The organism is Nocardia sp. NPDC004860 (assembly GCF_040609015.1).
Classification (GTDB): domain Bacteria; phylum Actinomycetota; class Actinomycetes; order Mycobacteriales; family Mycobacteriaceae; genus Nocardia.
Genome location: NZ_JBEXJI010000044.1, coordinates 41,659 through 60,510, shown reverse-complemented (window position 1 = coordinate 60,510; position 18,852 = coordinate 41,659). Strand labels below are relative to the sequence as shown.

The following is an 18,852-nucleotide window of genomic DNA, read 5'->3' as shown; positions in this document are numbered from 1 at the left end:
GGCCTCCCGCAGCTTGCCGGCGTTCTTGTTCGACAGGTCGATCTCGAAGTCGTTGCCGTCGATCGAGAAAAAGACGGTCTCGTCGGCCTTCGATTCGCCGTCGTAGTCGTCAACCAGAGTTACGGTGACTTTCTTCGCCATGGACTGCCCTTCCACGTGTGAGGTGCCGCTATTCGCCGAAATGTTAATGCCGCGCGATGCAGGATTCAAACCAGGCGCGAATCGAATTAGGGGCGACCAGACTATTCTGCTATTACCGCAGAGACCGTCCGGTCTTCAGCACACCCGGAATGCGGCCAAGCGCCACCCGGAACGACCGTGGACAATGCGGGCGGCGAGCGCGAAACGCCGGCCGCCGCGATCGTAACCCGCGCAAACTTCCGCCTGCCCCGGCCCGGCCATGATCACATCCACCCTGGTGAGGATGGCGGTGCCGAGCTCCCGCCCGGGCAGCCGTCCCGCCCCCGCCAGGGTTCGCACCGCGGCCGCCACCGCCGGCTCGGCGAGCGGCCCCAGTTGCCGCACCGAACGGCGGCCGTCCAGCACCTCGAGCGCCAGCCGCAGCGCCGCACCGGCGAATTGCCTTGCCGCAGTGTTGCATTCATCACCGCCCCGGGCTTTCACAGCGTGCGAAGAACGCAGAAGCCGTTGCAGGCCGACCGATCCGGGCGCAGCAGACACCGATCGGCGATCCACTCGATTCCGGCATCCGGGCGATCGGCCCGCGGTGGCGGCCGGCCACTGATCGGGCCGCGGCACCCGGCGGCCCACCTCCGGTGCGTGGCGGCCTGCCCTTGGAACCTGGCGGACCGGATCCGCCTTGCCACGACACTGTTCCAGCGGCGGCTCGAATCGTGGTGCGGGCAGCAGGAATCCGCCCACCGCTGTCCGCGACTCCACCGCTGTCCCCGAGTCCACCGCTGTCCCCGAGTCCACCGCTGTCCCCGAGTCCACCGCTGTCCCTGAGTCCACCGCTGCCCGCGACTCGACCACCGCTCTCGTCTCGACTCCTCCCATGGCGCGAAAGCATGGCAGTCCAGCCGAACGCGGACGGCCCGAAATCAGGGTTCGCACCCCCTCCCCGGCTACTTCAGCAGCGCGAGCCGCCCCAGCAGGCCGGTGGGCGGGTAGAGCAACCGGCTGGTGGTCCACAGCTGCCCGGACTGCGGGTCGTACTGATCGGGCATGGCGACACCGGCCGGGGCGAAGGCCCGGAAACCGTGCGCGGCGGTCGTCTCGGTGGCCCCGCACCGATGGTCCGCGAAGGCCACCACCGGCCGCCGCGAGCAGGGCCGCGGAGACCGCCGTCACCGCCACCCGCACCGACCGCAGCGAACCGCCGAACCGCGTGGATGTCATGGCGGCCATGCCAGCCAGCAGGCCCGGGACCGAGCGGCAAGCACTGCGTGGGAGCGAACCGGAGGTACTGCGCGCGAGCGAACCGGAGGTACTGTGGCGGAAGCGAATTCAGTGGACCGGTTCGAGCACCTCGGCCGCCGCGACCGGCCGCAGCGTCTTGCCGAGGTCGGTGCGCAGGACCATGGCGGTATCCAGCAGGTAGTTCTGCCGCACCTGCCACGGATGCCGATCGCCCTGGCGCGGGAAGTCGCCGATCGAGCGCTGGACGTACCCGGAGGCCAGATCCAGCAGTGGCCGCTCCTGCAGGCCGCGCTGCGGCTGCGGGACGACCGCGCGGTACCCGTTGCGGTCCATGTACCCCAGCACCTTGCAGACCAGTCGAGAGGTGAGGTCGGCGCGCAGCGTCCAGGAGGCGTTGGTGTAGCCGATGCACACCGCGAAGTTGGGCACGCCGGTCAGCATGGTGCCCTGCCAGACGAACTGCTCGGACAGCTCCACCGGTGCGCCGTCGACCACCAGGTCGACGCCGCCGAAGGCGAGCAGCTGCAGGCCGGTGGCGGTGACCACCACATCGGCCGCGAGCACCTTGCCCGACTTCAGCCGGATGCCCTCGGGCACAAAGGTTTCGATGTGATCGGTGACCACCTCGGCCTTGCCCTTGCGCATGGCCTTGAAGAAGTCGGCGTTGGGCACCGCGCACAGGCGCTGATCCCACGGGTTGTATTCGGGCGTGAAATGCTCGGCGACGAGCTTCTCGTCCTTCAGGATTCGGGTGGTGAGCCCGGTGAGCAGCTTGCGGGCGGCCGCGGGCCGACGCCGGCAGTACTGGTAGAAGCCGATGTTGAACAGGATGTTCTTGGTGCGGATGAGCCGGTGCGCCAGGTTCGGCGGCAGCAGTTCGCGCATCCGGTCGGCCACCTTGTCGCGGCCGGGGACCGCGGAGATCCAGGTGGGGCTGCGCTGCAGCATGGTCACCAGTTCGGCCTGCTCGGCCATGGCCGGGACCAGGGTGACCGCGGTCGCGCCGCTGCCGATGACCACCACGCGCTTGCCGGTGTAATCGAAGTCCGCGGGCCAGAACTGGGGGTGCACCACGGTGCCGGCGAAGTCGGCGATGCCCGGGAACTCGGGCTCGTGGCCGTGGTCGTAGTTGTAATAGCCGGAGCAGGAGTAGAGGAATCCACAGGTGAGCGTGCCGCGCTCGACACCGTCGGAACTTCGCCGCTCGACAGTGAGCGTCCACTGCGACTCGCCGCTGTCCCATTCCGCGCCAACGACTTTGGTGCCGTACCGGATGTGCTTGTCGATGCCGTTCTCGGTGGCCGTCTCGGTGATGTAGCGCAGGATGGCCGGCCCGTCGGCGATCGACTTGGCGTCACGCCAGGGCTTGAACGGGTAGCCGAGGGTGAACATGTCGCTGTCGGAGCGGATGCCCGGGTAACGGAACAGGTCCCAGGTGCCGCCGAGCGCGTCGCGCGCCTCGAGGATGGCATAGCTGCGGCCGGGCTGCTCGGCCTGCAGGCGATACGCCGCGCCGATGCCGGAGAGCCCGGCTCCGACGATGACGACGTCGAGGTGTTCGGCGAGAGGTTGCGCGGCGTTCATGACTTCCAGTCTGTTGCGCCCGCCATCCGGTTTCTTGACTCTGCACGACAAGTATTTGATCCTTGACGACATGTCGGTGATCAGATCCGCCGGACTGCGGGGTTTCCGCGCGACCGTGGCCGAGCTCGGCGGGGACGCCGAGGAGCTGGCCGCCGCCTGCGGACTGCCGCTCGCCGCCCTGGACACCGACGATCTACTGGTCCCCGACCATGCGGTCGGGGCGGTGCTGGAGCTGGCGGCCCATCGGCTCGACTGCCCGGATCTGGGGCTGCGGATGGCGTCGCGGCAGGACCTGGACATGCTCGGCCCGCTGGCGCTGGCCATCCGTAATGCCACCACCCTGGCCGCGGTGCTCGACTGCACCTCGCGGTACCTGTTCGTGCACGCCCGCTCGCTCAGTCTGACCATGGCACCCGACCCGTACGGCGATCGCGGCGTCATCGCCCTGCGCTACGGCGCCACCGCACCCGGCCTGCCCACCCCCGTCCAGGGCACCGATCTCGGATTGGCCTTCGTACACAAGACGATTCAGCGCCTGGCCGAGGACCGCTACGGGCTGCGCTCGGTGGAGGTCCCCTATCGGCCCGCCGCCCCGATCCGGGCATACGAGGAATTCTTCGGCGCGCCAGTGCGAATCGAGCGTCCGGCCGCACTGCTGCGGATACCGGCCGCCCTCGGCAATCGGCAACTCTCCGGCGGCGACGAGAACCTGCACCGGATGGCGATGGCCTTCCTGGCCCAGCAGTCCGGCGGCGCGGCCACGGCGATCGCGCCACGCGTGCGGACCACCCTGCAGAAGCTCCTGGGCACCACCGCCCCCGAAATCGATGCCGTGGCACGGCTGCTCACCATCCATCCGCGCACCCTGCAGCGACGGCTGGCCGCCGAGGAGACGAGCTTCGCGGCGATTCTCGACGGGGTCCGGCGCACCGAGGCGCGACGCTACCTGACCACGACCGATATGCCGATGAGCCAGGTGGCCTCGCTCATCGGTTTGTCGGAACAGTCGGTATTCACACGTTGTTGCCAGCGCTGGTGGGGTGCAACGCCGACCGCGGTGCGCAAGGGCAAAGCGGGCTGACCACACCGGATGTCAACGGGATGCCACCGAGTTTCGATGGGCCCATTGGCAAATCACGCACGGCGAGTCGCTCACGACACGCACTCGATTTGCGAGTCGCCGCGTGTCGATCATGGTCAATCGGCGCTCCCGCCCCCAGGATGTCCTGATGATCGCCGAATGCCCTTCCTGCGCTTGGCCCTCTCCGACGGCTGTCTCCTCCCACCGCGGGGTGCAGTACCTGCGCTGTGTGTGCGGCCAGTGGCTGATCAGCGTGCACGGGAAGGTGGTCGGCGCGGCCGGGGGCACCACGTTCAGCGGGAACAATCCCCTGGCCGAGATCGCCGGAATCCGGGATTAACTCGCCGGCACGAAGATTCGCGCCGACTCGATGCGCAGCCCGCGGTCGGCGAAATCGAGTTCGGCGATACCGCGGCTCTCACGGGTCTCCACCGACACCGTCACCGAGTGCCCGGCGGCAATGGCCTTGCTCCAGCGCAGGCCCTTCACCCGGGTGGTGAAGTCCTCCAGCGACATCGCGCCGTCCACACCCCACTCCAGGCGGGGGACCGGAGCCAGAACCGCACGGGCACTGGACGAATCACCGGCGGCCACGGCATCCAGCAGCTGCCCGGCGGCTCGCTTGCCCGCCGCGCCGACACCGCGCAGGCCGGACATGAAACCCATCGCCCCGCCGATGCCCTGATTGCCGAGCAGCTGCGGGCCCAGCTTGGCCCCCGCCAGCAGGCCCTGCGTGCCCGATCCCAGCAGCTGGCCGATCATGCCCGCCAGCTCCCAATGTGCGCGCAGGGCACGGATTTTCAGCGCGCCGTCCACCTCGGCCAGGTCATAGCGCAGATGCATGGGCACGTGCAGGGTGACCCCGGTGGACATGGTGGTGGCGATGGTGAGGTCACGGAAGACCGTCATGCCACACACCACGTCACCGGTCACGTCGAAGACGATGCCGTTGGGCGCGATGAAGGTGTCGTAGAAGCGTTCGATAGCCTCGCGCCCGATGTGGGGGCGCGAGCCGACCGGGTCCTCGACGCTGCCGTTGTCGGCGAAAAGGCCCACCCAGGCGGCCTTGTCGTGCGCGCCGACCGCCCGCGGTGACGCTTCGACGGTCGCCAATAGTTCGGCGGCGGTGGGATTCGCGGGCACAGTGTCCTCCAGATGTTGGCAAGCGCGCGCGATGATACCGAACGCCCCGGCCCTGGACTAGATGGTCGCCAGGCGCGGGAGCAGGCGGTCGGCGAATTCGGTCGCGAAGGCGACGGGATCGCCATCGGGCATGAAGTCCAGCTCGGTGATGCCCAGGGCAGCGAGCTGCTCGGCATCCCGCAGCACCTGGTCCGGATTGCCGAGGGCATCGGACACGTAGACCCCGGTCTTGCGGATGGCGTCGTAGTCGCGGCCCTCGGCCTCGCAGTGCGCGCGCAGCACGGCCAGCTTGGCGGCGACCTCCTCGGGGCTGCTCGCGAAGAGATTGCAGGCGTCCGCGTAGCGGGCCACCAGCAGCAGCGTCTTGCGCTCACCGCCGCCGCCGATCCGGATGGGCGGGCGCGGCCGGCTCAAAGGCGCTGGCACGCACAGGGTCTCGGCGAGCTGGTAGTGCTCGCCCTTGTACGGCCCATTGTCGGGGCCCCACATCTGCAGGCAGATCTGCAGTGTCTCCTCGAGCCGTTCGAACCGCTCGGCCATCGGAACGACCGGTACGCCGAGCCCGCGCTGTTCCCGCTCGTACCAGGACGCGCCGATGCCCAGTTCGGCCCGGCCGCCCGAGAGCACGTCGAGGGTGGTGACGATCTTGGCGAGCAGGCCGGGATAGCGGTACATCACCCCGGTCACCAGCAGTCCCAGCCGCATGCGCTCGGTCAGCGCCGCCAGGTAGCCGAGGGTGGTGTAGCCCTCCAGCATGGGTTCCTCGGCGCTGCCCCGAAGCTCCATCTGGAAGTAGTGGTCCATGACCGTGAACTGCGCGAATCCGGCCTGTTCGGCAATGCGGGCGGTATGCGCCAGCGTAGACGCGATCCGGTCGGTCGCGGCGGGGTGCGAGTAGTTCCAGTAGTGCAGGCCCAGCTCCATGGCGGACTCCTCCGTTGGGGACGACATGCCTTTGTTTCGTGCGTGATGCCATGCGTTCGTGCGCAATACAGTCTGCCCCACGATCACGGCGGGAAGGTCGACGGCGGGATCGGTACCGTCGGAGGCGTGCCTGCTCTCCGGAGGGTCATCGCAGGGGTCGTCACCGTGACAGCGCTGATCGTCGCTCTCGCGTTCGCGGGACTGCCGGTGTTCGTGCACCCGCGGGTGGATCCGCTGAGCCGGGCCGACGCCATCGTGGTGCTCGGCGGGACGGCCTACGCGCGCTACGACGTCGGGCTGCGGCTCGCCGAGCAGGGCTATGCGCCCGAGCTGCTGATCTCGCGATCCACCGGACAGAACGACCCGGTGATGGACCGCTACTGCGACGGCGGGTTCGACTTCACGGTCTCCTGCTTCGTGCCGAATCCGTGGACCACCCAGGGCGAGGCCGAGGAAATCCGCCGGCGGGCCCAGGCCGGGCACTGGCAGCACATCATCGTGGTGACCTATACACCGCACGTCTCGCGCGCGCGATACATCGTGGGGAAGTGTTTTTCCGGACAGATCACCATGGTCGCCAGCCCCAGCGATTCGGGGCTGTTGTTCTGGTCGTGGATGTATGTGCGGCAGTCGGCGGGTTATGTGCGTGCGTTTCTGCAGCGCGGATGCTGAGCCGAAAGATGGGCCACGGCCGCGCAATTGAGCGGTTACGATGAGGTCCGGGCAAAAGAAGCGCGTCCGTCACGGGGGTGGATGCGGGTGCGGGAGGATTTCCGGTGCGTATCGACGACCTTCGTGCCGTGCGGGACAGCGAGCTGACGGCCGACCTCTGCATTATCGGGTCCGGACCGGCGGGCCTGACCCTGGCTTCCGAACTCGCGGGAAGTTCGCTACGAGTGCTGGTGCTGGAGAGCGGCGGGCGCGAACTCGACCCCGGCACCGATGCGCTCAATGACATCGAGAATATCGGCGCCGCGCGGGCCCAGCCGTATCGCAATGCCCGCAATCGCATTCTGGGCGGCAGTTCGCACACCTGGAGCGGACGCTGCGCACCGCTGGACGAACTGGATTTCGCGGCCCGCGCCTGGGTCCCGTTCTCCGGCTGGCCGATCGGATTCACCGAGGTCCAACCGTATCTGGATCGGGCGGCGGGCCATCTGGGACTGGGGTACGGGGCCGGGTTCACCGGCGACCGGTTCTGGGAGCTGGCCGACCGGACCCCGGCCCATCCGGAGGTGGACCGGCGCTGGCTGCGGCCCTACTTCTGGCAGATCAGCAAGGACCCGGCGGATCCGTTCGACTCCAAGCGATTCGGCGCCCATGCCGGGGAAATCTCTGCGGCCAATGTTCGAATTCTACTGAATGCCACCGTTTCCCATATAGATACCGATCCGGACGGCAGCCGGGTCGAGGCATTACGGGTGGTGGATTCCGACGGAAATATCCGTATCGTGCGTGCGACGCGAATTGTCCTGGCCGCCGGAGGAATCGAAAACGCGCGCCTGTTACTCGCATCCAATCGCATTGTGCCGGACGGTATCGGTAATCGTCACGACGTGGTGGGCCGGTATCTGCTGGATCATCGTTGCGGCGTGGTGGGCGCGCTGGACCCGCACACCTCGGCCGCCGCGCGTGACCGATTCGGCAAATACGTGGTGAAAACCCGCGGCGGTAAGCACACCTTCCTGCACGGGCTGGCACTGTCGCCGGAAATCCAGGCCGACGAGGGACTCCTCAACTGTGCCCTGTGGATTCAGGAGGTGCCCGCCGAGGACGACCCCTGGGAGTCGGTGAAGAACCTGCTGCGCGGGCACCTGAACCTGCACGACGCCCGCACCGTCGCCGGCCATCCCGGCCTGCTGCTCTCCGGGGCCAAACGCCGTCTCATCGACCACACCGGCCTGCCGCGCAAGCTCGAGCACGTGGAACTGCGCTGCATGGTGGAGCAGACCCCGGATCCGCGCAGCCGGATCACATTGAGCGACACCGTTGATCGCCTCGGCATCCCGCATCCGCGCATCGACTGGCAGGTCAGCGCCCAGGAGGACGCCACCGTCCGCCGCGCCGCCGCCCTGGTGGCCGGCGAGTTCGCCCGCCTCGGCTATCCCCCGCCCGCCCTGAACGAATGGGTCCGCGAGGCCAGTGATCTCCCGGTCCGGCTGACCGACTGGGCGCACCCCACCGGCGCGACCCGCATGTCGGCGGACCCGCGCACCGGCGTCGTGGACGGCGACTGCCGCGTGCACGGCATCAGCAACCTCTATATCGCCGGCAGCTCGGTCTTCCCCACCAACGGCCACGCGAACCCCACCTTGACCATCGTCGCGCTGGCCGTGCGACTGGCCGACAAGCTGCGCGGCGCCGCCGCCTGACAGGTGCACCGAAAGGCCCGCCGAGCTCGAAAGCTACGGCGGGCCAAGGTCTTCCGGACGAGGTTATTGCTTGGGCAGCGGGAGGTCGATGCCGCCGACGTCGGTGACCTTCCAGCCGCTTCCGGGGTCGACGCTCACCGTGTAGTAGATGGTGGTGAGGACGCCGTCCGGGTTCTGCGCATTGGTGGAGTTGACGTTCAGATAGACGTTCACCTTGTAGGCGCCGTTGTCGCGACTGGTGACCTGCGAGCTGAGCAGGGTCGGGCTCGAGGTCCACTTCAGCGGAACCAGGATCTCCTGCAGCTTCGAAGAGGTGGCGTCGAACTTGCTCGCCAGCGCCGGGGTGGTGTTGGACTTGAGGCGAGCGGTCCAGGCGTTGAAGTCGGAGAAGTTGAGGTTGGCCGCGCCCATGGCGTAGTCGGAGGCCACCTGCTCGGCGTGCTTGTCGTTCGCGGCCTGGGTGTCGCGGTCCTTCAGGTCGCCGCGCGCGGACTGCCACAGCACGGTGACCGTCACCAGCGCGCCGACGAGCAGCACCGCGGCGACCGCGGTCGCCAGGGTCGAGACCTTCAGCTGCACCGTCTTGGCCGGCGCCGGCGCCGGCGCCGGGTCGACCGGGTGCTTCGATTCGGTGTCCTGAGACATGGTCTCCTCCTTGCTGATACTGCTACTTCACGCCGACCTGCACGCGCACGGCACCGTCACCGGTGGACGCGAGCGCCTGCGAGATCAAGCTGCTGATATTGAGCTGAGGCCCGGCGGTGCGTGCCGCGTCGGCGAGCGGCTGCAATTGGGGCGCGAGGGTCTTCAATTCGGGTCCGGCCTGCTGCAGCCATTCGGTCAGCTTGGCCAGGAAGGGCGCCAATCCATTGCCGGAGACGTATGCCTGCGGCCCGGGGGCACGGTCGACCAGTCTACCGACGGCATTGATGAGCTCCTCGAGCGACTGCTCGAACTGCACGAACGCCGGAGCCGCGGCCGCCGTGGCCTCGCCCATGCCATCAATATTCGAGGCCGCCGCCTGGAAGCTGTTGAGTAGCTGAGCAATCTTGGGCTCGCGGCTCATAATCGCGGCGGCCAGTAGATCACCGGCCCGGGTCAGGTTCGGCATGGCCGAATCCGTGTCGTGGAAGGCCGCTCCCAGCGTGCTCGCCAGCGAGGCCGCGACCTTCGGGTCGAGCTGGTTCATGACCTTGTTGACCAGTCGCGACACCTCGGGAATGGACAGCGGCGACTTCACCGTGGCGGCATCCAGGCGCTGGCCGTCCCTCAGGTACGGCCCGCCCGCGGTGCGGGGCCGGAATTCCACGAACGGCTCGCCCAGCGCGGACAGCTGCTCGATGGTGACGTCACTGTCGGTGGGCAGCCTGCGGTCCCCGTCGATGCGGAAGCCCACCTCGACGCCGCGCGCGGTGGAGTCCACCGACGTGATCCTGCCGACCCGCATGCCGGTGAGCAGGATGGGTGAACCCACGCTCAGCCCACCGGAATTCGCCATCACCATGGACCCGTCGGTGTGGTGTGCGAACGGATCCGCCCGCACCACGCCGAAGGTCAGATAGCTCGCGCCCACCACGGTGACGGCCGCGATGCCGCCCAGCGACGCCAGCGAACCCCACTTCATCGCACCGCTCCGATCATGCGCAGCCCGGCCAGCATGTTGGTGACCTGATCGTCCCGGGAGACCGAATCCGCCTGGACGCCGGTGATGTTCACCTTGGGCCCGTTCTCGACGAACGGAATCAGCTTGTCCCGCAGCAGCGAGGTCAGCAGCGACAGGTTCGACGGCACCGACAGGTCCAGCGGCCGTCCCGAAAGCGCCAGCGGCGCAAACGATTGCGTCACCGGATCCAGCGCGGTGGCCAGCGGGGCCAGCCACACCAGCGACTGCCCGAGCTGGCCGAGCACGGCGAAGATCTCGGTGACGCCCTTGATCGAGCCGGTGATCCCGGTCATGGCGTCCACCGACTCCTGGCTGAGCTCATGGTCCAGGAAGTCCGCGCGATCGTGCAGCACCTGGGCGTTGACACCCAGACCGTCGAGCAGCTTGTCGACCCGGTCCAGATTGGCCGCCAGATCCACCGCGTTCCCGGCCGCGTTCCGCGCGATCCGCTTGGTCTCCTCGGGATCACGGGGCAGCACCGCATTGAAATGGTTGATGATGTCCTGCAACTGATTCACGGCCCCGCCCTGGGTGAAGGCCGCCAGGGCTGCCATGGTGTCCTCGAGTTGCACCGGCGGGCGGGTGTGGTCCCGGGTGATGGTGCCGCCATCCTTCAGCAGCGACCCGAACCCGTCCGGCGGCGTGGTCAGCGCCAGATGGATGTCACCCAGCACCGTGTTCTGCCGCAGCTCGGCCACCGCCGTGACCGGCAGCTGCACCTTGGACGAGATGTCCGCGTCCACCACGACATAGCCGCCGCGCCCGCCCGCGTGCGCCGAATCCACCACGCGCACACCGCTGACCGAACCGACCTGCGCGCCATTGGCGATGACCTTGGCCTTCGCGGGCAGATTCAGCACATTGCCGAACTCGATGTGAATCCGGTAGGTGGGCCCCGAAATCGTGGTGCCCGGCACCGGCACCGACGACGGATCGAAGGCACAGCCCCCCGCCCCGGCGAACAACCCGGCAGCCAGCACGGCGGCTCCGGCACGCCTGGCCACACGTCCCCGCGGACGCACCTCGGAGCCTGCCCCCTGCGCAGGCTTCGACCACACCGAGCCGCCCTCTCCCGCACCGGAACCGGGCCGGGTGGCGACGACGATCTCCCAGCGTCCGAACCTCATCGCACACCTGCCATTCCGAGCACCAACGGGACCAGCGGGACGTTCACCATGCCGTTGGCGGCGTCGGTGCAACTGCCCGGGGTGACGGCATTGACTGCGGCGCAGACCTGTTCGGCCTGCGGGGCCGGCAGGGCCGCGCGCGGAGAGCCATAGGTAATGCCGTTGCCCATGATGTTCTGGGCCGCATTGGTCAGCACCGGCAGTTTCAGCATGACCTCGGAGAGCGAGCCGACATTGGCACGCAGCAGCCGGACCAGCGGCAGGGTGTCGTCGAGACCGCGCATGATCGGATCGCCCGCGATGGTGACCAGATCATTGAGCATGGGCAGTACCTCACCGAGCCGGTCGATGAGTTGCGCACCGGGACCGAGCAATTCGGTGCTGGCATTGTTCAGGGCGGGGGCCAGCCGCAGCAGCATGGAACGCAGGTCGCCCCAGTGCTGCTCGACCTTCGCACCGACCGCGGCGAAGGCGTCGAAGATGCCCGCCAGGTGCCCGATGTCGGCGTCCGGCTGGGCCAGCGCCGAACCCAGCTTCTTGACGATCTCGTTGATCTGCGCTCCGGCACCCTGGGTGGCCGAGTCCAGCGCGGACAGACCGTGCGCCAGCGCATCCGGCGCTTGCGCCTGTTGCAGCTGCGAGGACAGGTCGGCCAGCGCCGTCAGGGTCTCGGTAATGCTCTTGGGCGTCAGGGTTTTGGTAATGCACTGCGATGAATCCCAGTGCGCCAGATCCTTGCCGCTGTTGAGCACCGCCAGATTGCGGTCGGCCACAATCGAATCCGAGACGGTGGTGGCGGCGGCATCGGCATACACGGGGTACTTCGCGTCGACCGAGAACTTCACCTTGACCTTGGTGCCGTCCGAATCGATGGAATCGACGGTGCCGACCGCGATTCCGCGCATGGTCACCTTGTTGCCCGCGTACAGACCGACCGCGTCGGGCATGACAGCGCAGTAGGACACGGTCTTCTTCATCGGGTTGAACCACAGCAGGTACCCGACCACCGCCAGCAGTACCACCAGCACCGCACCGGCGACCGACATGAATGCCTGCGATCCGAGCATCCGCTTGAACATCAGCAGTCCTTCCCCGGCACCGGAATGCACACCTGCGGCTGTGCCACAGGCTGGTCCGACAGCGCGACGGTCTGCTGCGACTGGTCGATCTGCACGCCGCCGTCCGGAATCACCAAGTCCGACAGCTTCTTCTGCAGGTCCTGCGCGGCGGTCAGGGTCGGGGTGAACTTCTGGCCGAGCTGTTCGAGCTGGGTGATGGCGTCGGTCAGCTTGGGCTTCAGATCCGACCAGGTGGGTTCCGCACCGCCGAGCCGGCCGAGCACATCGCCGAGCAGCCGGACGGCCTCGGCCATCTCGGCATGCTTGTCGTCGAGCACGGTGACCAGCAGGTTGGCATTGTCCATGAGCCGGCCCAGATCGGATTTCGCGCCGTCGTACATGCGCACGTACTCGTCGGCCACGGCCACCGCATTGGACACCTGGCCGCGCTGCTTGTCCAGCGCGTCCACATAGGTGTCGACCGTGGCCAGCGTGGTGCGCAGGGTGTCGGGCGAACCGTCGATCGAATTGCCCAGTGCCGCAAGGTTCTTGTTCAGCATCGAACCGTCGATCTTGGCGAGCGGGGCGGCCGCGTCCTGGAAGGTCTCGATCAGGCTGTAGGGCAGGCGCACCCGGTCCGCCGGAATGGCCGCCGACCCCAGCGGCTTGCTCCCGGCCGGGAACACCGCCACATAGTGGCCGCCGACAATGGTCAGCATGCGAATGTCGAGGGAGGTCTGATCACCCAGGAACACATCGGATTTCACCGTGAAGCGCATGACGACCTTGTCCGGCTTCAGTTCCAGCGACTTCACCTCGCCGACCGAGATGCCGGCGATGCGCACGTCGTCGCCCGCCTTCACCGACTGCGCCTCGGACAGTTCCGCGGTGTAGGTGTGCTTGCCGAACGGGATCACGTACAGCGCACCGGCGGCCGCCAGGCCCAGCACCACGAGCACCGCGCCGATGATGCCCTTGCGCAGGTGCCGCTTCTGCTTGGTGGCGTCGTCGACCACCCGATCGTCACGTATCGAACCGAGCCCGCTCCAGAAGCGGGGCAATGTCATCCGTTGCATATCGCCACCTGCTGTCCCGACACGAGCACCCTGACCACCGCCGGCACATCGGCGGTTCCCTTGCTGCACACCGGCTTCCAGCCGCTCGGGCTGGTCGGCAGGGCCGCGTCGGCCGTGCCCAGCACCGCGGGCAGGCGGCCGAAGGCGTCCACCGCCTCCTTGGCGTCGGGGAAAATCTTGCGGATCAGCGCGTCCACATCGGACCCGCTGTCGATCCCCAGTGAGCGCAGCAGATTGTCGATGGGCCGCAGCACCGAGGGCGCGGTGACCGCGAATTGCGCCAGGCCGCCGATATTCTGCTGCAACGCCTCGAAGATGTCGGAGAGCTGCTTCAGCAGCGGCACCAGGTAGTGCACGCGCCCGCCCAGCCGGTCGGACAGATCCGACATGTTGTGGATCAGCGTGCCGATCACCTGCTGCCGGTTCTCCACATACGACGCCAGTTTCCCGATCGCGTCCATGGCCGGGCCGATGCCGCTGCCGTCACCTTCGATCAGGGCCACCATGCTGGCGCTGAACTGGTTGATGGCCTCCGGGGAAATGGTCTGCAGCACCGGCTTCAGGCCGTTGAACAGCTGCGTCACATCGAACGACGGCACGGTGTGGTCCTCGCCGATGCGCGCGCCCGCCGGAATCCGGTTGCCCGGCTGCGGCTGCTGCTGCAGATCGATGTACCGCTGCCCGGTCAGATTCTGGTAGCGGATGGCCAGTTTGGAGTTGTCGTAGACGGGCGCATCGGTCTTGACCGACAACTGCACCCGCGCCTTCGCACCCTCGAGACCGATCTGCTTCACCTTGCCGACCTGCACGCCGAACATGCGCACGTCGTCGCCGACCTTCAAACCGTTGGCGTCGGTGAAGATGGCATCGTGGGTCTCGGTCTTCCCCGACACCGGGCGCTGAATCGCGGTGAGCACCAACATGAGCACCACCACGATGACGCCCGCGAACAGGGCCAGCCGCCAGGCCGCCGATTTCACCCTCATCGCGCCCCTCCCAGCAGTGGCACCGCGATGGCCGGCACACCCTTCAGGTCGACCTCCACATTCAGCACCGGCCCCCGCCCGGTGTCCGGCATGGCCGCGCGCAATCGCTCCAGCAGCAGGCGCAATTCGGCCGCGGACTGCTGCGGCTGCGGCACCATCTGCGCGAGTGCGGTCAGCACCGGGACCAGCATGTCGGTGGTGCCGGAAAGCTGATTCCCGGCCTGGGTGAAGGTGGTCGCCAGCGCCGGCAGCAGCTGACCGGTGACCGTCGCGACGCCCTTGTCGTAGGCGGCCCGGTCGGTCTGCAGCCGCTGCATACTGCGGATCAGATCCACCACCTGCACGGTCGCGCCCGCGAACCGGCCGCCGCCGTCGAAGGCCGGGCCGAGGTTGCCGGCCAGCTCCGACATCGGCATCTTCTGGTTGTCGGTAATCGTGCGCTGCGCGGTGATGAGCGCCTGCGCCAGCGGCATGAGCGCCTGGGTATCGGCCGCGGCCTGTGCGATCACCGACGCCATCTGCGGGGTCAGCACCGAACCGCCCACCTGCGAGGCGCTGCGCAGCAGCGAGCCCATGGTGGCGTCGTAGACAGCGGCGGCGCGGCTGCCGGTGAAGTCCAGCACCGTGCCCGAGCGCAGCGGGGAACCGCCCGCGCCCCTGCGCAATTCGATCTCGCTGATGCCGAAGAGGTTGGCCGGCGCGTAATCCACCTGCAGGCTGTCGTCCAGCCCGAACAGCTTGGCATCGTCGAGCCGCAGCGAAATCTGCTGTGTCCCGTGCTGATCCGGCGCGATCTCGGTGACCTTGCCGATCACCACGCCATTGGCCCGCACGTCGGTGCCGACCAGCACGCCGTCACCGATCTGCTCGGTGCGCAGTGAAATCGGTAATCCGGCCTCGGTTTTCTGTGACCGGTACAGCGCCCAGCCCGCCACCACGGCCAGCACCAGCGCCAGCGCGACAGTGCCGACCGTCATCGCCCGCTTGCGATCGACGGCCACACCCGGCATTCCGTAATTCGGCATCCCCTACCCCGTGAACGTAATCGCCGAGTTGAAGCCCCACAGGGACAGCGACAGCACCATGTCCATGGCCACGATGGCCACCGAGCTCGCGCGCACCGCCTTACCCGAGGCGATACCCACGCCCTCCGGCCCGCCGGTCGCGAAAAAGCCGAAGTAGCAATGGATCAGGATGACCACCACCGCGAACACGGCCACCTTGACCACCGCGGCGATCACGTCGAACCCGGACACGAACTGGAAGAAGTAATGGTCGTACACACCGGCAGACGCCCCGTGTACCAGCGTGATCAGCCCGCGGCAGGCCGCGTAGGACAGGATCAGCGCGATCAGGAAGGTCGGCACGATGGCGACCGCGCCCGCGAGCACGCGGGTGGTCACCACGAAGGGAACCGAACGCAGACCGAGGGATTCGATGGCGTCGATCTCCTCGGAGATACGCATCGACCCGATCTCGGCGGTCATGCGGCAGCCCGCCTGCGCGGCGAACCCGATGGCGGCGACGATCGGCGCCAGCTCACGGGTGGTGGCGTAGGCCGACACCAGGCCGGACACCGGGCCCATGCCCAGCATGTCCAGCGTGGTGAACGACTCCACCGCCACCGATGCGCCCATCACCAGGCCGAGCACGATCATCATCGGCACGGTCCCGCCGCCCACGATGACCGAGCCGCGGCCCCAGGTCATGTCCGAGATGGCCCGCATGGTCTCGCTGCGATAGCGCCTGAGCGTCAACGGAATCGAGGACAGCACCTGCCAGACGAAGGCCAGCGTGAAGCCCAGGTTCTCCACCCGGCGCAGGATCAGGCCACGGCGGCGATAGGCGCGCGCGGCCCAGCCCAGCCCCTTGGGCACATAGGTTGCCGACATCAGGCCAGCCTCGTGGGCAGGAAGAGATCGGTGATCTGGGTGGCGACCAGATTGACGGTCACGATCGACACCACCGACAGCACCACCGCGGCGTTCACGGCGTCGGCGACACCCCGCGGGCCGCCCTTCGCCTCGAGCCCGCGCTGGCAGGCGATGATCACCACGAGGAAGCCGAAGATCACGGCCTTCAACAGCGACACCCACACATCGGCGGTGGTGGTGAAGGATCCGAAGGTGGACCAGTACGAGCCCGGCGTCACGCCCTGTCCGCCGATGGCGACGCCGTAGCCCGCGAGCACGCCCACGAAGATGATGAGCACGTTCAGCAGCGGCGCGACGAAGACCATGGCCACCAGGCGCGGGATCACCAGCCGGTGAATCGGGCTGATGCCCATGGTGTTCAGCGCGTCGATCTCCTCGCGAATGGTGCGCGCACCCAGATCCGCGGCCAGTGCCGCGGCGCCCGCGCCGCCCAGCAGGAAGCCGGTGGCCAAAGGCGCGCCCTGTTTGATGACGCCCAGGCCGCCGGTCGCGCCCAGCAGCGAATCCGCGCCCAGGGTGTGAATCAGATTGCCCACCTGGACCGAAACGATGACACCGAACGGAATCGCGATGAGCACGGCCGGAATCGCGGTCACGGTAATGAGCCGCCAGGCCTGGAGAATGGCTTCTTTCCATTGGAATTGGCGGCGCGCGATATCGGTGACGGTGCCGACCACCGCTTCCTCGGCAATTCCGACCGCGCGACCGAAGGTGCGCAGCGATGCCACCGAGGTGCTGGAGAAGTTGTCACGCACGATGCGCACGGCGGACCGATTATGGACGGCCCGGGTCATCGCAGGACTGCTTCTTCGAGACGCCGGAACCGACGTGTGGTGGCGAGCTTCAAATTTCTTCTCCGTGATCGGCAACACTGCCTGCCATCAAAGCTAATGGTTACGCGGAGTTACAACAAATCGACCCGAGGTGTGATCGGAACCTCTAAGTTACCTACCGGTACATCCGGAGTTGATCCCGGTCAGTGGGACGAACGACCATGTGACCTGCTGTTCTAGAACGTGTTATCAGAGCAGATCGGCTATGACTATGACGCCGAGCACGCCCCCGGCGAACCCCCGGCGAGGCGGTTTCGCGGCCCTCAGCCATACCTGAAGCCGAATTGAGTGATCTCGCAGCAACCTCCGATTTCACATCGAACCCACGCGCAACCCGGACTGTGCGTGTTCACTGTCGCTGTGGACAACACGGTGTCGGCGGTCCTGCACACGATCGAAGCCGGCGACTGGGCGGAATTCGCGAAACTGGTGCACCCCTATGTGCATTGGACCGAGGACGGCGTCACCACCCGCGGACGAACCCGCGTCATGGCGCTGCTGTCCCGGCACGATGCCACCAATCCCGCGACGTCCTACGAACTGCGCGACGGCCAGATCTATCGCTGGAACTCCTGATTACGGACTGATCGCCAGAAAAACGAAGGCCGAGAACAACACCAGGTGCACACAGCCCTGGAGCAGGGTCGCGCGTCCGGGCACCACGGTGAGCGCGCCGACCACCACGGTCAATGCCAGTAGCACCATCTGGGTCGCGCCCAGGCCGAGCATGAGCGGGCCCTCGATCCAGACCGAGGCGAGCGCGATGGCCGGAATGGTCAGGCCGATACTGGCCATGGCCGAACCCAGCGCCAGATTCAGCGAGATCTGCACCCGGTCGCGGCGCGCAGTACGCACGGCCGCAATGGTTTCGGGCAGCAGCACCAGCATCGCGATCACCACACCGACCGCGGACTGCGGCAGCCCGGCCGCGGCGATACCGGATTCGATATTCGGTGTGTCCACCTTCGCCAGCCCGACCACGCCGATCAGGGCAATCAGCAGCAAACCCAGACTCAGCAACGCCTGCCCGCGGGTGGGCGGCTCCTCGTGCTCATCCTCGACCGCCTCGATCCCCTCGACGGGCAGAAAGTCGTCCGGATGCCGGACCGTCTGCACCATGACGAAGACGCCGTAGAGAACCAGCGACGCCACGGCGGCGAAGGCCAGCTGCGAGGTCGAGAACACCGGGCCGGGCTCGCTGGTGGTGAAGGTCGGCAGCACGAGACTCAGGGTCGCGAGCGTCGCGACCGTGGCCAGCGCCGCGCCGGTGCCCTCGGCATTGAAGACCGCCACCCGCCGCCGCAGCGCGCCCACCAGCAGCGAGAGGCCGAAAATGCCATTGCACGTGATCATTACGGCGGCGAAGACGGTGTCGCGGGCCAGCGAGGCGGACTTCTCCGGACTGGACACCATGAGCGTGACGATCAGCCCGACCTCGATGATGGTCACCGCCACCGCCAGGATCAGCGATCCGAACGGCTCGCCCACCCGGTGCGCGACCGTCTCCGCGTGGTGCACCGCGGCCAGCACCGCGCCGATCAGCACGGCTCCCACCAGTACCGCCGGGACCGGGCTCAGCCGCCGGCCCCAGGCCACCACCAGCACCGCGGCGCCCAGCACCGGGAGGATGGCCGACCAGTACCGCCTGCAGAAACCCACCATGACCCCATCGTTGCAGCAAACCGTCCGCA

At 67.7% G+C, this 18,852-nt stretch carries 21 protein-coding genes; 5 read left to right on the top strand and 16 right to left on the bottom strand.

The features are described 5' to 3' along the window. The 4 genes from ABZV44_RS42960 to ABZV44_RS42945 form a co-directional block, all read right to left on the bottom strand. On the bottom strand, positions 1 to 141 hold a 141-nt coding region (locus ABZV44_RS42960), incomplete at its 3' end, for a histone-like nucleoid-structuring protein Lsr2 (RefSeq protein ID WP_354850322.1). Between the two features lie 135 nt (positions 142 to 276). Beyond that, complete coding sequence (locus ABZV44_RS42955) at positions 277 to 681, bottom strand: Rv3235 family protein (RefSeq protein WP_354850296.1); 405 nt, start codon at positions 679 to 681, stop codon at positions 277 to 279. Between the two features lie 404 nt (positions 682 to 1,085). After that, entirely contained in the window at positions 1,086 to 1,271 is a 186-nt protein-coding gene (locus tag ABZV44_RS42950) for a hypothetical protein (protein WP_354850293.1), read from the bottom strand. Positions 1,272 to 1,467: 196 nt separating this feature from the next. After that, positions 1,468 to 2,964 (bottom strand): NAD(P)/FAD-dependent oxidoreductase, encoded by a 1,497-nt coding sequence (locus ABZV44_RS42945; protein WP_354850290.1) that lies wholly within the window; start codon positions 2,962 to 2,964, stop codon positions 1,468 to 1,470. Positions 2,965 to 3,034: 70 nt separating this feature from the next. On the opposite strand from ABZV44_RS42945, the gene ABZV44_RS42940 reads away from it, so the two are divergent. Together ABZV44_RS42940 and ABZV44_RS42935 are read left to right on the top strand one after the other, a co-directional pair. Continuing rightward, a complete protein-coding gene (locus ABZV44_RS42940; protein ID WP_354850287.1) occupies positions 3,035 to 4,045 on the top strand; it encodes an AraC family transcriptional regulator in 1,011 nt (336 codons plus the stop codon). Positions 4,046 to 4,157: 112 nt separating this feature from the next. Then, complete coding sequence (locus ABZV44_RS42935) at positions 4,158 to 4,385, top strand: hypothetical protein (protein ID WP_354850320.1); 228 nt, start codon at positions 4,158 to 4,160, stop codon at positions 4,383 to 4,385. On the opposite strand, the gene ABZV44_RS42930 is transcribed toward ABZV44_RS42935, so the two are convergent. Continuing rightward, positions 4,382 to 5,188, bottom strand: a complete 807-nt coding sequence (locus tag ABZV44_RS42930; protein WP_354850284.1) for a nuclear transport factor 2 family protein — start codon at positions 5,186 to 5,188, stop codon at positions 4,382 to 4,384. The genes ABZV44_RS42935 and ABZV44_RS42930 overlap by 4 nt on opposite strands. 57 nt (positions 5,189 to 5,245) lie before the next feature. Continuing rightward, positions 5,246 to 6,112, bottom strand: a complete 867-nt coding sequence (locus tag ABZV44_RS42925) for an LLM class F420-dependent oxidoreductase (RefSeq protein ID WP_354850318.1) — start codon at positions 6,110 to 6,112, stop codon at positions 5,246 to 5,248. Between the two features lie 126 nt (positions 6,113 to 6,238). Here ABZV44_RS42925 and ABZV44_RS42920 point away from each other — a divergent pair, with 126 nt between their 5' ends. After that, positions 6,239 to 6,784: a YdcF family protein gene (locus ABZV44_RS42920; RefSeq protein WP_354850281.1), complete on the top strand. Its 546-nt coding sequence runs from the start codon at positions 6,239 to 6,241 to the stop codon at positions 6,782 to 6,784. Between the two features lie 104 nt (positions 6,785 to 6,888). Then, a complete protein-coding gene (locus ABZV44_RS42915; protein ID WP_354850279.1) occupies positions 6,889 to 8,484 on the top strand; it encodes a GMC family oxidoreductase in 1,596 nt (531 codons plus the stop codon). 63 nt (positions 8,485 to 8,547) lie between these two features. Here the strand turns inward: ABZV44_RS42915 and ABZV44_RS42910 are convergent, their stop codons facing one another. From ABZV44_RS42910 to ABZV44_RS42870, 9 genes are read right to left on the bottom strand one after another with little or no spacing between them, the layout of a single operon-like run. Continuing rightward, positions 8,548 to 9,129, bottom strand: coding sequence for a hypothetical protein (locus ABZV44_RS42910; RefSeq protein ID WP_354850276.1), 582 nt, complete (start codon positions 9,127 to 9,129; stop codon positions 8,548 to 8,550). A gap of 22 nt (positions 9,130 to 9,151) precedes the next feature. Continuing rightward, positions 9,152 to 10,108 carry an MlaD family protein gene (locus tag ABZV44_RS42905; RefSeq protein ID WP_354850274.1) on the bottom strand — a complete coding sequence of 319 codons (957 nt, stop codon included), beginning with the start codon at positions 10,106 to 10,108 and terminating at the stop codon, positions 9,152 to 9,154. Then, positions 10,105 to 11,274, bottom strand: coding sequence for an MlaD family protein (locus tag ABZV44_RS42900; protein ID WP_354850271.1), 1,170 nt, complete (start codon positions 11,272 to 11,274; stop codon positions 10,105 to 10,107). Before ABZV44_RS42900 ends, ABZV44_RS42905 begins: the two co-directional genes overlap by 4 nt. Beyond that, a complete protein-coding gene (locus ABZV44_RS42895; protein ID WP_354850269.1) occupies positions 11,271 to 12,353 on the bottom strand; it encodes an MlaD family protein in 1,083 nt (360 codons plus the stop codon). Before ABZV44_RS42895 ends, ABZV44_RS42900 begins: the two co-directional genes overlap by 4 nt. Beyond that, entirely contained in the window at positions 12,353 to 13,408 is a 1,056-nt protein-coding gene (locus tag ABZV44_RS42890) for an MlaD family protein (protein ID WP_354850267.1), read from the bottom strand. The genes ABZV44_RS42895 and ABZV44_RS42890 overlap by 1 nt, the downstream gene beginning before the upstream one ends. Then, positions 13,396 to 14,394: an MCE family protein gene (locus tag ABZV44_RS42885; protein WP_354850264.1), complete on the bottom strand. Its 999-nt coding sequence runs from the start codon at positions 14,392 to 14,394 to the stop codon at positions 13,396 to 13,398. Before ABZV44_RS42885 ends, ABZV44_RS42890 begins: the two co-directional genes overlap by 13 nt. Next, a complete protein-coding gene (locus tag ABZV44_RS42880) occupies positions 14,391 to 15,419 on the bottom strand; it encodes an MlaD family protein (RefSeq protein ID WP_354850261.1) in 1,029 nt (342 codons plus the stop codon). The genes ABZV44_RS42885 and ABZV44_RS42880 overlap by 4 nt, the downstream gene beginning before the upstream one ends. 3 nt (positions 15,420 to 15,422) lie before the next feature. Further along, positions 15,423 to 16,289 carry an ABC transporter permease gene (locus ABZV44_RS42875; RefSeq protein ID WP_354850315.1) on the bottom strand — a complete coding sequence of 289 codons (867 nt, stop codon included), beginning with the start codon at positions 16,287 to 16,289 and terminating at the stop codon, positions 15,423 to 15,425. Further along, complete coding sequence (locus ABZV44_RS42870; RefSeq protein ID WP_354850259.1) at positions 16,286 to 17,122, bottom strand: ABC transporter permease; 837 nt, start codon at positions 17,120 to 17,122, stop codon at positions 16,286 to 16,288. Before ABZV44_RS42870 ends, ABZV44_RS42875 begins: the two co-directional genes overlap by 4 nt. A 384-nt stretch (positions 17,123 to 17,506) precedes the next feature. Here ABZV44_RS42870 and ABZV44_RS42865 point away from each other — a divergent pair, with 384 nt between their 5' ends. Then, the gene (locus ABZV44_RS42865) at positions 17,507 to 17,737 is read left to right on the top strand and encodes a nuclear transport factor 2 family protein (RefSeq protein ID WP_354850256.1); all 231 of its coding nucleotides are present in this window, start codon (positions 17,507 to 17,509) and stop codon (positions 17,735 to 17,737) included. Here the strand turns inward: ABZV44_RS42865 and ABZV44_RS42860 are convergent, their stop codons facing one another. Further along, positions 17,738 to 18,823 carry an ionic transporter y4hA gene (locus ABZV44_RS42860; RefSeq protein WP_354850253.1) on the bottom strand — a complete coding sequence of 362 codons (1,086 nt, stop codon included), beginning with the start codon at positions 18,821 to 18,823 and terminating at the stop codon, positions 17,738 to 17,740. Between the last annotated feature and the right edge of the window lie 29 nt (positions 18,824 to 18,852).

What these genes read in the sequence shown, in the direction of transcription:
- ABZV44_RS42945 (WP_354850290.1), bottom strand. Translation starts at nt 2,964, where the DNA reads ATGAACGCCGCGCAACCTCTCGCCGAACACCTCGACGTCGTCATCGTC.
- ABZV44_RS42940 (WP_354850287.1), top strand. Translation starts at nt 3,035, where the DNA reads ATGTCGGTGATCAGATCCGCCGGACTGCGGGGTTTCCGCGCGACCGTG.
- ABZV44_RS42935 (WP_354850320.1), top strand. Translation starts at nt 4,158, where the DNA reads ATGGTCAATCGGCGCTCCCGCCCCCAGGATGTCCTGATGATCGCCGAA.
- ABZV44_RS42925 (WP_354850318.1), bottom strand. Translation starts at nt 6,112, where the DNA reads ATGGAGCTGGGCCTGCACTACTGGAACTACTCGCACCCCGCCGCGACC.
- ABZV44_RS42910 (WP_354850276.1), bottom strand. Translation starts at nt 9,129, where the DNA reads ATGTCTCAGGACACCGAATCGAAGCACCCGGTCGACCCGGCGCCGGCG.
- ABZV44_RS42905 (WP_354850274.1), bottom strand. Translation starts at nt 10,108, where the DNA reads ATGAAGTGGGGTTCGCTGGCGTCGCTGGGCGGCATCGCGGCCGTCACC.
- ABZV44_RS42900 (WP_354850271.1), bottom strand. Translation starts at nt 11,274, where the DNA reads ATGAGGTTCGGACGCTGGGAGATCGTCGTCGCCACCCGGCCCGGTTCC.
- ABZV44_RS42895 (WP_354850269.1), bottom strand. Translation starts at nt 12,353, where the DNA reads ATGTTCAAGCGGATGCTCGGATCGCAGGCATTCATGTCGGTCGCCGGT.
- ABZV44_RS42890 (WP_354850267.1), bottom strand. Translation starts at nt 13,408, where the DNA reads ATGCAACGGATGACATTGCCCCGCTTCTGGAGCGGGCTCGGTTCGATA.
- ABZV44_RS42885 (WP_354850264.1), bottom strand. Translation starts at nt 14,394, where the DNA reads ATGAGGGTGAAATCGGCGGCCTGGCGGCTGGCCCTGTTCGCGGGCGTC.
- ABZV44_RS42880 (WP_354850261.1), bottom strand. Translation starts at nt 15,419, where the DNA reads ATGCCGAATTACGGAATGCCGGGTGTGGCCGTCGATCGCAAGCGGGCG.
- ABZV44_RS42870 (WP_354850259.1), bottom strand. Translation starts at nt 17,122, where the DNA reads ATGACCCGGGCCGTCCATAATCGGTCCGCCGTGCGCATCGTGCGTGAC.
- ABZV44_RS42860 (WP_354850253.1), bottom strand. Translation starts at nt 18,823, where the DNA reads ATGGTGGGTTTCTGCAGGCGGTACTGGTCGGCCATCCTCCCGGTGCTG.